Genomic DNA, 12,157 nt, shown 5'->3' on the forward strand with positions numbered 1-12,157 from the left:
AACCTCAATAAATCCGTTGCGATAAACTGTTTCAATCGTTAATGGTTTCATGTTCGATGATAATTAGTTTAAAAAAATCTATTTAATTAAATAACGCTGTTAAATTCCAATAATTGGAAACCACTGATAGGGTTTGAAACCCTGTCAGGGTGATTTTTATTCTTTCCAGCCAACGGTTCGGTGCGAGCCATCACAGTAAGGCTTATTCCTGGAATGGCCACAACGGCAAAGGAAAGTAGGATCTGTGACGCTCAACTCTTTGCCATTTGCATCAAGCAGTTTGAATTTTCCTTTCACCATGTAAGACCCGTTTGGGGAAAGCTTTACTTCAACATTACTTTTGTCTTCCATCGTTCAATTTTTTAAAAGATTATTTTAAAGTGATAAAAACCAATTATTTATGAGGTTTACTGACTTAATTATTTTTCCACAATGCTCTTGCAGGAATTTTTCGGAAATGGGTTTATCCGCCGGATACTCCATTGCAGCTTTCATTACTGCTCTTCCATCGAAGTCAACGTAGGCAATCCTCACCGTAAGTTCATCGGGTTGACGGCCAAAATCCTTTCCCGAAAGCATCGCTACTCCGGTAGCTTTCAGAATAGCATCACACATCTCAACCGAGGTATAAATGTCGTTTTTGATAAGTTTCTCGCGGTAATATTCAAAATTAGGAAAAAGGTAAAAACCCCCTTCCGGTTCGGGAAGTGTGATGTTGTTTTTTTTGAGCAAATGTGCCAGGTGTCTGCCAAGGGCGCCTAAAATTTTGCGGGCATAAACAAGATAATGCTCTATCTCCGGCCCCATCTGAAAAGCTGTGATGGCGGCATATTGGATGGGCGCCGAGGTGGCGGTGTAGGTTTCGCTGGCTACCGAACTCATTGCGTTGAGCAGCCACCGCAGCGATGTTGGGAAGGTGAACGTTCCGAGCCTCCAGCCGCCTGCGCCGCACCACTTGCTCAATCCGCTGCTGATGATTGTGCCTTCCGGGTAAAACCTTGAAATTGAAACATGTTGACCGCGATGATGCAGCAATCCGTAAATCTCGTCGGAAATCAGGATAACTTTGTGTTTACGGGCAACGTGTGCAATTTCCCTGAGCTCTGCAAGGGTATAAGTTGCACCGGTAGGGTTGTTTGGATAATTAAGAATGACAACTCTCGGACGGTCGGGGTCGGCACGACAAATAATCTCCAGTTTCTCGGGAGTGAGCATCCATTTGTCTTTTTCAAGCGTAGGGACCCACGAAACGGGTCTTCCGATGATTTGTGCCTGTGGCGAATAAGAAACCCAGCTTGGTGTTGGAATCACGAGATCGCCATAGTAAACCAGTTGCAGCAGAAAGATCAGCTCTTTTGACCCCGGTCCAATAATCACATCATCAGCCGTACATTCCAAACCATGAGCTTTCCAGTTAAATTTAGCGATCGTTTCGCGAAGCGGGTAAAGTCCCTGAACAGGCAAATAGTCTTTTTGAAAAGCGTTATCCTGCAAAGATTTAACAACCGAATCCGGCACCGGAAAAGGGGATTGACCCAATCCCAGTTTGAAAACCTCTTTCCCTTCGCTGATCAGTTGCCGGCTCAGTTCATTAATCGCCAGAGTAGCTGACGTTTTCAAACCCCTGACGTTCAGGTTTAAACTTGTTGGTAAGATACCGTTGTTATTGCTCTTTGACATGAAAGTTATTTTTAGCTACAATCCCAGGTGTCGCGAAATGACCAAACGCTGGATTTCTGAAGTTCCCTCACCGATTTGCAACAGTCGCTGATCACGGTAGATCCTTTCGACATCGTAATCCTTCATCAGGCCGTAACCACCGTGGATTTGAACGGCTTCGTCAGCCACTTCTTTCGCAATTTCGGAGCAGTAAAGTTTGGCCATTGCAGCTTCTTTTCCGAAAGGCTTGTTATTGTCCTTGAGCCAGCAGGTGCGATAAAGGAACCATCGGGCATGTTCGGTTTTCATGGCCATGTCGGCCAGTTTGAAAGCATTGATTTGAAATTTGGAGATTGCTTTTCCAAACTGTTTTCTTTCCTGGGCATATTGCATGGCCAGTTCGAAAGCGCCTTGTGCAGCTCCAAGCCCCAATGCAGCAATAGAAAGCCTTCCATTGTCGAGAGTTGAGAGCATGATCTTTGAGCCCTCTCCTACTTTTCCGAGCAGATTTTCCTTAGGTACGCGGCAATCGTCGAAAAACAACTGGGCGGTGTCCGAAGCGCGCCACATCATCTTTCCATGCATTGGTGTGCGGGTGAACCCGGGAGTTCCTTTTTCGACAATAATGGTAGAGTATTCTTTTTTCCCATCCTCGAACACTTTGGTAACGGCCTGAACGGCAGAGCCAACAGAAATATCTGCTGAACCATTGGTAATAAATATTTTTGAACCGTTGATTACCCAATCATCACCATCCAACACAGCAGTAGTTTTTGTTCCGCGTGAATCGGAGCCGGCATCGGGCTCGGTAAGACCAAAACCCCATAGCGCTTCACCTGTGCACAATTGCGGAAGGTATTTCATTTTCTGTTCTTCGGTGCCATAGTAATAAAGTGGCCCTATCCCAAGTGAATTATGTGCTGCAAGGGTAGCGCCCTGGCTGCCGTCAACCCGCGCTATTTCTTCAACGGCAATGATGTAGGACAACGTATCCAGCCCTTGTCCGCCGTACTTTTCGGGCAAATACATACCAAACAGGCCGAGGTCGCCCATTTTTTTGGTTAGATCAACCGAAAACTGGGCTTTCTCGTCCAGCTCTTTTGCCACCGGCCTGATCTCGCGCTCTGCAAAATCATGCACGGTTTCGCGGATCATCTTGTGTTCGTCTGATAATTCAAAATTCATTTTCCCTAATTTTTTGTTTAAAACTGAAAACTATTCCATTTCAACCAATGTGGTGGAGGAGTCAACCATATCGTGAACTGCTACCAGCACTTTTTTGACTTTGGCATCTTTTTTAGCAACGATGTTGTTTTCCATTTTCATGGCTTCAACCACTACAACAATATCCCCTTTAGCAATCATGTCGCCTTCTTTAACATTGATTTTGAATACCCTGCCAGGCAACGGTGAAAACAATTTATTTCCGGCGCCTGCAACGTTATCATCTTCGCTGGCAATTTCCAGTTTTGAATCCAGCAGGTCGTTGCGAACCATCAGGAAATCCTGCTTGTTGATGGTAACTTTAGCCATCCCGTGCTCGCCTCCCGAAATTGAGGCTGCGTAGGTTTCATTGCCGATTTTGAAGTCCACTTCCGTTTTGTCAAGTTGCAACAATTTGGTTGTAGCCTCAAATCCATTGACTCCGAAACGATAATCGCCATTGAAAGCTTTATTGACTGTTACCGGGTAATTCTTGTTGTCATAGTTAATGCTGACCGTTTTCATCGCTCTCCAGTAACCAATTGTTGACCAGATGTTGTTTTTCTCCTGTTTTTCTGTCTGCTCTGTAATGGATTGATCGTTTAAGCTGAAAAGCAGGTAGGCAATCATGGCAACAGGGTAATCCACCTGGTCTTTGCTATAGGAGGTTCTGTTGATACTTGGTTTTTCGTTCACGGCAATGGTTGTTTTTGTTGATGCTTTGGATTTTGCTTTTTCAATTTCATCCTCAAACCTTTTTTTGGCAAGGCCGGATTTGTAGTCCCGGTATTGGGTTTCGTGCATGGCAAACTCAAAAAGCTCCTCGTCATTTTCGCCAAATTCCCATCCGTTTTCGATCATTTCCCTGCGGTATTTATCCAGCACGTCCGGATATAAATCCTGTGGAACGCCGGTGTAGAACTCCCGTTTCTGTTGCCTGGCCATCTCGATGATTTCGGGCGCCAGGGGGCCGGGCAATTTTCCAGCCCGCCCGAGAATCATAGCCCAGGTATTGTCGTCCATCATCGAATACCGTTCCTCGCCTTTGGTCAATTGAACAATATTGAGCAACGCCACATTTTTTACATACTGGCTGAATGGCGTGACCAAAGGCGGGTAACCCAGCATTGGCCATACATAAGCTACCTCGTCAAAAAGCTTAACGAGCAGTTCATCTTCGGTGAGTTCGGATTGCCCTTCAGCTTTCAGCGACATGTTGATCCCCTGGTGAACGCCTTTCAGGTCGGCCATCAAACTACCCATCATCCCGCCGGGGAGGCCTGACTGAACAAGCAATGAAGATAAGTACCTGTTTTTTGGGTCAATGAAAAACCCCAGGAAATCATCCATAAAACTTTGTGTCAGCGCCCTGGCTTCCATGTAGGCTTTCATGTTAATTTCGGGTACATCAAAGCCGGCGTCCTGCAGCATGGCCTGGATGGTAATCACATCCGGATGTACCATTCCCCATGACAGGGGTTCCATGGCAACATCCACATAATCGGCGCCGGCTCTGGCTACTTCAAGCATGGAAGCCGTTGAAAACCCCGGACCTGAATGTCCGTGGTACTGTACAACAATGTGAGGGTATTTTCCTTTAATGGATTTGACAAGTTTTCCCAATTCTGCCGGACGACCGATACCCGCCATGTCCTTCAGACATATTTCATCTGCGCCGAACTCAACCGCCTTATCCACTACACCCATGTAATATTCAGCTGTATGTAAAGCTGAGTGGGTAATCGAAAGGGCTGCCTGCGAAATCATACCGGCTTCCCTGGCATATTTGATCGAAAGCTCGAGGTTGCGGGGATCGTTGAGACCACAAAATGATCTTGCAATGTCGGTGCCCTGCGCCTTCTTCACTTTGTACATCAACCTTCGCACGTCGGCCGGAACGGGAAACATCCGAATCCCGTTTAGTGCCCGTTCAAGCATGTGAGTTTGTATTCCGGCTTCGTTGAAGGGTTTGGTCCATTCGCGAACTGCAGTGTTTGGATTTTCACCGTAGAGCAGATTCACCTGTTCAAAGGCGCCGCCGTTGGTCTCGATCCGGGAAAAACAACCCATGTCAATCAATACCGGAGCTATCTTTTTTAGCTGGTCAACCCGTGGAACATATTTTCCAGAGGATTGCCACATATCGCGGTAAACGAGGCTGAATTTTATTTTTCGTCTGGCCATAGTTGCTATTTTAGTAATATTAAATCGTTTGCGTCCAGTTGGGAGGACGTTTTTCGAGAAATGAAGCCATCCCTTCCTGCCCTTCTGTTGAAGCACGAAGTGAGGCAATCAGTCGGGCTGAGTAATCAATGGATTCGTCAAAAGTGAGTTTGTTATATAAATCGAAAATCAATTGTTTGCAGGCTTTCATGGCTTCAGGTCCGCTGGTCAGCAATTGCTTTATTGTTGAGGTAACCTGCTCTTCAATTTCTTCGGCGGGAAGTGATTTATTAACCAAACGCTGCCATTCGGCTTCTTTTCCGGTAAATCTTCTACCGGAAATCATCAGGTCTCTGGCAGCAAACTCGCCAATTCGTTTCACAACATAAGGAGAAATGGTTGCCGGAGCAATTCCGAGTTTCACTTCGGCAAATGCAAATTTGGTGTCGTCGGTGCAAAACACGTAGTCGCAGGCAGCGAGTAGTCCGTTGGCGCCACCAATGGCAGCACCCTGAACCACAGCTATTGTAGGCTTTTGGCAGGTGTAAATCACGTTGAAACATCTGGCCAGTTTCAGGCTGTCCTGGTAATTTTCTTCAAAACCAAAACCGGCAATTCCTTTCATGTAATTCAGGTCGGCGCCGGCGCAAAAGGATTTGCCACGTCCCCTGAGCACCACAACACGGACATTTTCATCATCATTCAACGCCTCAAAGCACTCGATGATCTCAAGGATCATTTCAGCATTCATGGCGTTGTGCTTGTCGGGCCGGTTCATCCATACCGTTCCAACCGAATTAACCAGTTCAAATTCAATGTTGTCAAATGATTTCATCACATTTTTTTTTGAAAATTTCTATCAAAGTCCGTTCCTGTTACATCCTGAAAACGCCAAATTTCTGATCGGCAAATCTCTTGTTCAACGACATTGAAATACCCATTGCTATCACTTTACGCGTATCAACAGGGTCAATAATTCCGTCATCCCACATGCGGGCGGTGCTGAAATAAGCTGAGCCTTCATGGTCGTATTTGTCAATAATGCTTTTGCGCAGCGCATCAATTTCTTCCTGTGGCATCTCCTTGCCTTTGGCAGCGTATTGTTCCTGTTTAACGGTGACCAATACACCGGCAGCCTGCATTCCGCCCATAACCGAAATTTTGGCATTCGGCCACATAAACAGTAATTTTGGATTGTAAGCCCTGCCGGCCATCCCATAATTTCCGGCGCCAAAAGAACCACCGAAAATGACCGTGAACTTGGGAACATTGGCATTGGCCACTGCATGAACCAATTTGGCGCCGTCCTTGGCTATCCCTTTTCGCTCAAACTCTTTACCTACAATAAACCCAGTGATATTCTGAAGGAAAAGCAATGGGATTTTCCTTGAAGTACACAATTCGATGAAATGGGTTCCTTTTAGCGCAGATTCTGAGAAAAGAATTCCGTTGTTGGCCAGAATCCCCACAGGAAAACCCATGATTTTTGCAAAGCCCGTGATCAGCGTTTTACCGTATTTTTCCTTGAACTCGTGGAACTTACTGCCATCCACGATACGCATGATCACTTCTTTGGGATCAACCATCTTTTTCAGGTCAACCGGAGCGATGCCATACAATTCTTCAGGATCATAGAGAGGCTCCTCAATGGGAGACATGTCGAGAACCTGGCGGGGGTTCTTGTCAAGATTTTCGAAAATATTTCGACAAATCTGAATGGCGTGAATATCGTTTTCGGCCATGTGGTCGGCAACACCGGAGATGGAGGTATGCACCTCAGCGCCGCCCAATTCTTCGGGTGTCACCACTTCGCCGGTAGCAGCTTTCACGAGTGGAGGGCCGCCAAGGAAAATGGTTCCCTGCTTTTTAACAATGATGGTTTCGTCGCTCATGGCCGGAACATACGCCCCGCCTGCTGTGCATGAACCCATCACGATGGCAATCTGGGGAATGCCCATTGCTGATAGCTGTGCCTGGTTATAAAAAAACCTGCCGAAATGGTCTCTGTCAGCGAAAACATTGGATTGTTCAGGGAGAAACACCCCGCCGGAATCCACCATGTAAACGCACGGCAGGTGGTTTTCCATAGCAATTTCCTGTGCCCGCAAATGCTTTTTGATGGTTTCTTTAATGTAGGTTCCGCCTTTCACCGTGGCATCGTTGGCAATGATGATGGCTTCCCTGCCATGTATGACTCCTATTCCGGTGACGATTCCTGCCGAAGGATGCTCATTGTCCATGATGTTCAGAGCGGCCAGCGGCGACAATTCAAGGAACGGCGTATTTGGATCAATCAGCTTGTCAATCCTTTCGCGGGCCAACAATTTACCTCGCTCCTTGTGCCTTTGCACTGCTTTATCGGCTTCCCGGTTAATGGTTGCATCGCTAACCCGCTTAAATTCTGATAAAAGTTTTGTAAACTCTTCTTTATTCTTCCTGAACTCCTCGGAATTCACATCAATTTTCGATTCTAATATAAACACGGTGAAATGGTTTAGTTTGAGTACTATAATTTAGTTCAATTGCTGTAAAGCTTCGAATTGTCCACAAAAATAAGGTATTCTTTGATTTTTCCGTCTTTCATTTTAAATGTATTTGCAAACCAGCACGGATAAGTTGAACCATCGTGCCGGGTATAGGTTACCTGGCCATTCATGGCATAACCGCCCGGAATTTCCCAGGCTTCGATCTGGTCGTGACGGGTTCCTCTGATGCTCTGAAAAAACCCATCAAGGAACGGAATAATGTTTGCTTTTCCTATCACTTCCGGGTTGTTTGAAAATCTGAATACGGCATCTTCGGTCATAAAATCTGCGAGCCCTTTTGCATCGCTGTTATCTACTGCTTTAAATACTGATTGAATGAACTGTTTGTATTGCATAAAATGAATCAATTTTTAATGATGTTAAATTTTCCGAAATCTAAAATTTTTTGATTTTCGGAGACCTTGTAATGGTAAGTCCCCGACGAATATTTAACAGTATTTAAGATAATTGGTTCACCTCTCCAAATCAATTCATCCATGACCTGGCCTGTGGTTGAATAGATATTAACAACAACTGGATCAAGACTTTCAGCCCTTTTTATTGTGATCGTAATCTGGCTTGCGGCAGGGTTGGGATAAAAGGTTGCCTTGTTGGGTTGTACATATGGTTCATCATTTAACTTAGTCCAAACCAGCCATTCATCAAACAATTCCTGTAACACATCAATTGGTTCCACACCATAAGGCGTTGATGGCACAACCAGGTGACACCAGAAGTCTCCCGGCAAATCCCCGGGTTTAGCCACACTGATGAAAGCTGATAGCGATGATGTTCCCTCGTTCATACAGCGTGTATCAGCTCCCGGGACTTTAGCCCCTTGTAATGCAGCCATTAATTTCTCGGGTAAAGTCCCCTCCGTATTCAGAAACCCGGATTCAATGCTATCCAGAATCTGCTGACCGAGGAGAATATTCCCCTGTATGGCATAGTTCGGCCCGACGATGTGATTTTTGTAGTTGAGGCAATTTGTTCCGGTAAAAGCAGCACTTCTCGGACTACCATTTTCATCTACATCTACAATCCCATACTGCCTGATTTGTGGATTATTCTGGACATCGTTGGCCACGAGCCAGGCAATGATTTCTTCAGGCGACATTCCTTCTACCATCCGGTTGTGGGCATTTTGCTGATTCGTGGCATTCCAGTAAGATTGGGTATGGATGGAACCTCTTCCCGGGATAACATCGCTGATGATCAAGACCCCGCCGGGAATGGCAGATTCGTCGATGCACGATGCACCGGCGCCTCCTATTTCACCTGTGACGGTGTCGACAGCAACAATCGAAAAAGTGTCCTGAGACTTGGCTGCAAAAAGAAACATGCAAAAAGAAATCAGAATTAACAATCGCATTTTTAAATTCATAGTGATAGGATTATTTTTGGTAAAAATAAACAGTAAGTTCACTCAAAAAGCATCTTGAGGATCTTTTTAACAAAATTTAATCGGGAAAGAAGAATTGGAAGCCAACCTATGAAAGCAGTTTGAAAGTTTACAAAAAAGAAAATTGCACATGCTTGCCATTGAACTATCAATGGATTATTGCATGTGGTTGAATCAATACATCAACAAACAGGTGGCAATTTTCAAAAGAACAGGTGTTGTTCCCTGAGCAGGTCATTTACCGTTTTTACCGGGTTAAAGGTAATGATCGGGACTTCCACAAAAACGGTGATCCATTTAGCCATTGCACCGTTCCATAAGCCTGGCAGCTCCTGGGCTTTCAGGTCACGGCCATCTTTAGATTTGATGGAGATAAAACCGGTTGAAGGATCAACATAGTTTCGAAGATCAAACGGATTGCCTTTGTAGTCTCTGACAGCACACACCAGGTCAACAGGGTTGAAATGCGTGGCCTCAGATGCAATCTTCACCTGTTTCGGATCCTTGATGTTGACCTGCGACGACTCAACAACCTGTAGTGAAACTTCGCCATTTTCATGCTTAACCCAGAAAGGTCCACCACCCGGTTCACCCTCATTTTTTACCATACCACACACCCGTATCGGGCGATTCAGCCGATCAAAAAGATAGTCGCATTTTTCAGCAACACTCATCCTGTCGAAATGCTCATTAAGTTCAATCATCAATTCTTTTACAGCAAAGGCAATGATTTCGTTCAGTTCGACAGCGTTCACCTTCTTTGTTTCAAGGATTCTGAGCCAGGCATGTGTTTTTTCCTGTAAAGTCATCAAAAGCCCTCCAATTACCCTTTTATACAGGTAAGTGGGTTCCTTAAGACGATCAGGAACAACGTTATCAATGTTTTTAATGAAAATAATATCCCCCTTCAGATCATTCAGATTTTCGATTAAAGCGCCATGTCCCCCGGGACGGAAGAGCAATTTACCATCGCTTTCGCGGAAAGGGTTGTTTTCCAGGTCAACAGCTATCGTATCAGTTGAGGGCTTTTGCTCCGAAAAAGTAATGTTGTACCGCACATTGTAGGATGATTCATAACCCGATTGTCTCCGCTCGATAAACCCCAGAAATTTTTCCCGGTGTTCGGGTGATACGGTAAAATGTATCTTCACATTTCCATTTTCATTGCGTGCGTAATGTGCTCCCTCAACAAGATGTTCGCCAATGGCCATCCGTGAAAATCCATCGTATTGGTGAAACATCAGCAAACCCTTTGGCAGATCGGCATAACCAAGTCCTTTCTCTGTCAGCAGATAGGTCACTATCACATCATATCTCTTTTCTTCCATCAGGTTCGAAAATTGCAGTCCGTCTTTTTCCAGTGCAGCTTTTAAATCCCGGATAAATGCAAATTTTTTGAGATGTGTAAGGAAGAAATATACCGAGTTAAAGCTTCTATCTGCCTCGAGACGGGCAATTGCCGCTTCACTCCCATCATACCACTCGAGGAACTCAAAAAGGTGCTTGAACATCCGGCTGGCCGCTCCTGAAGCGGGAACGAACTTGAGAATATCACGTTGTGGTGAGTTTGCAATAAAATGGTCTTTATACTCATCCAGTGATGGCTCGTTAAAAACATGAATACCGCGTCCTTTGCTTGCCGCAGCAACAAGGTTGATAAATGGAAATCCGTTGATAAAGTTTTCGATCTGCTTTTCGATCTGTTTAACGGTCATTCCCCTTTGCCTGATTTGTTCTGTATCTTTTTGTGTGAGCATGATTGAATGTCTTGATGTTTGAAAATTGCCATTGCAAAACTAAACGATTTTTTTTGGTAAAAAGTAATGTACTTAAAAATTAAATTTTACTTTTGCAGCCCAAAAATGAGCCCAGGTGGTGGAATTGGTAGACACACCAGCTTGAGGGGCTGGCGCCTTCACGGGTGTGCAAGTTCGAATCTTGTCCTGGGCACTTATAGAGCCTCGCAGATGATGCGGGGCTTTTTTTTCAAAATTCACCCATTAGTTGCTAACCCGCCCTAACTGATCGCATTTTCGTTATCACCTATTAGTGCCTTTTGCCTGCTTACTTTTGCCAATTGCCTTTTGTCTGTTGACTATTGCCAGCAAAGTTTTCTTTCTAATCCTCAAAACCCTCATTCATGGCCCTTGTGTTTTCATTGCTGAAAAGCTGATAATGCAATACCTTCAATGCATTAACAACCCTGAAGCCCCAATGCGCTTTAAACAGTTGCCTGATTTCCCAAACAGCAGCAACTTTTGCATCCCGCATCGGCTTTTGATAAAGAATCACGAAATCTTTCATGTCCTGGTAAAGATCAGAAAGGTTATCAGAAAGACTTCCTTTGACCAAATCATTGTGCGGATTGTCATTCTCCACAAACCAATATTCATCATTGTTTCCAAACTTCTCACGCAATTCGTTGAATACAATCTGCCACTGTTCCTCAGTAACAAACTTCTCATTCATTTCATATTCTTCTTCCGGAAGTTCGGGCAATACCGACCCGCGAACATAGAGCAGCGGTAATGCTTTATGGAGATAATCCCTGACTTCATCAAGGGTATATTTATGAATATCCTCAATGAAAACACAATATTTGTGTGCCACCGCCAGAAACTCAAGCACAAACGGGGAGTAAACCGGTTCCTGTAAAACTTCTTCCTTTTCCATATTTCTTAGTCTGATTTCTATTGATTCAAATTTGCAAAGCAGATTACTTATGTGTTAATGATTCTTCTATTATTTCTTTCAGAACATTCAAATCTATTTCCTCCAACTTTCTGATGTAGAGACAACCCACACCGGTCTTATGCTTTCCTAATTTATGAAGCTTTGAATCATGTTCTTTGATATTCATGGTAAGATATAAAGACAAATTTGCTTTTCGGGGAGAGAAACCGATAATGAGCCAATCAACTTCTCTACCAGTGGCTGGGCTTTTGTATCTCTTATTTCCGAAACCGATGATTGAACTGCCCCACATTTTTGGCTTTTCTCCAGTTGCTTTTTTCATCATTTCCAAAATTGCAAAGCTATCTTTGCGTTTTTGTTCATCCACCAAAGTATTTATAAAATCCTCAACGTTTGCAGAGGTTTCCTTTGTTTTAATATCAGCCAGTTTTGATTTTTTTTCAGCCATTTTTTATCAATTTTAATTTGATTTGCATAACTTGCATGAGCTGGAGTGTTCAAACAATTTGTT

General features: G+C 44.4%; 11 protein-coding genes and 1 tRNA gene. 1 reads left to right on the top strand and 11 read right to left on the bottom strand.

Annotation, left to right across the window (positions count from 1 at the left end; genetic code table 11):
- Window positions 1-156: 156 nt before the first annotated feature.
- From IH598_16385 to IH598_16425, 9 genes are all read right to left on the bottom strand, one after another.
- The gene (locus IH598_16385) at window positions 157-351 is read right to left on the bottom strand and encodes a CDGSH iron-sulfur domain-containing protein (protein MBE0640093.1); all 195 of its coding nucleotides are present in this window, start codon (window positions 349-351) and stop codon (window positions 157-159) included.
- Window positions 352-375: 24 nt separating this feature from the next.
- Window positions 376-1,680, bottom strand: a complete 1,305-nt coding sequence (locus tag IH598_16390) for an aminotransferase class I/II-fold pyridoxal phosphate-dependent enzyme (protein MBE0640094.1) — start codon at window positions 1,678-1,680, stop codon at window positions 376-378.
- A gap of 15 nt (window positions 1,681-1,695) precedes the next feature.
- Window positions 1,696-2,844: an acyl-CoA dehydrogenase family protein gene (locus IH598_16395; GenBank protein ID MBE0640095.1), complete on the bottom strand. Its 1,149-nt coding sequence runs from the start codon at window positions 2,842-2,844 to the stop codon at window positions 1,696-1,698.
- Window positions 2,845-2,874: 30 nt separating this feature from the next.
- A complete protein-coding gene (locus IH598_16400) occupies window positions 2,875-5,046 on the bottom strand; it encodes an oxaloacetate decarboxylase (protein ID MBE0640096.1) in 2,172 nt (723 codons plus the stop codon).
- Between the two features lie 19 nt (window positions 5,047-5,065).
- Window positions 5,066-5,860 (bottom strand): enoyl-CoA hydratase/isomerase family protein, encoded by a 795-nt coding sequence (locus IH598_16405; protein ID MBE0640097.1) that lies wholly within the window; start codon window positions 5,858-5,860, stop codon window positions 5,066-5,068.
- A gap of 40 nt (window positions 5,861-5,900) precedes the next feature.
- Complete coding sequence (locus tag IH598_16410; GenBank protein ID MBE0640098.1) at window positions 5,901-7,508, bottom strand: methylcrotonoyl-CoA carboxylase; 1,608 nt, start codon at window positions 7,506-7,508, stop codon at window positions 5,901-5,903.
- 35 nt (window positions 7,509-7,543) lie between these two features.
- On the bottom strand, window positions 7,544-7,906 hold the full coding sequence (locus IH598_16415) for a nuclear transport factor 2 family protein (protein MBE0640099.1): 363 nt from the start codon (window positions 7,904-7,906) through the stop codon (window positions 7,544-7,546).
- A gap of 8 nt (window positions 7,907-7,914) precedes the next feature.
- The gene (locus tag IH598_16420; protein MBE0640100.1) at window positions 7,915-8,922 is read right to left on the bottom strand and encodes a DUF1028 domain-containing protein; all 1,008 of its coding nucleotides are present in this window, start codon (window positions 8,920-8,922) and stop codon (window positions 7,915-7,917) included.
- A gap of 233 nt (window positions 8,923-9,155) precedes the next feature.
- Window positions 9,156-10,709 carry a DUF4301 family protein gene (locus IH598_16425; protein MBE0640101.1) on the bottom strand — a complete coding sequence of 518 codons (1,554 nt, stop codon included), beginning with the start codon at window positions 10,707-10,709 and terminating at the stop codon, window positions 9,156-9,158.
- Window positions 10,710-10,818: 109 nt separating this feature from the next.
- On the opposite strand from IH598_16425, the gene IH598_16430 reads away from it, so the two are divergent.
- Window positions 10,819-10,902, top strand: a tRNA-Leu gene (locus IH598_16430).
- Window positions 10,903-11,070: 168 nt separating this feature from the next.
- On the opposite strand, the gene IH598_16435 is transcribed toward IH598_16430, so the two are convergent.
- Together IH598_16435 and IH598_16440 are read right to left on the bottom strand one after the other, a co-directional pair.
- A complete protein-coding gene (locus IH598_16435; GenBank protein ID MBE0640102.1) occupies window positions 11,071-11,625 on the bottom strand; it encodes a DUF5063 domain-containing protein in 555 nt (184 codons plus the stop codon).
- 43 nt (window positions 11,626-11,668) lie between these two features.
- Entirely contained in the window at window positions 11,669-12,073 is a 405-nt protein-coding gene (locus IH598_16440) for a DUF1801 domain-containing protein (protein MBE0640103.1), read from the bottom strand.
- Window positions 12,074-12,157: the final 84 nt, after the last annotated feature.

The sequence above is a fragment of the Bacteroidales bacterium genome, from assembly GCA_014860585.1.
Taxonomy (GTDB): Bacteria; Bacteroidota; Bacteroidia; order Bacteroidales; family 4484-276; genus RZYY01.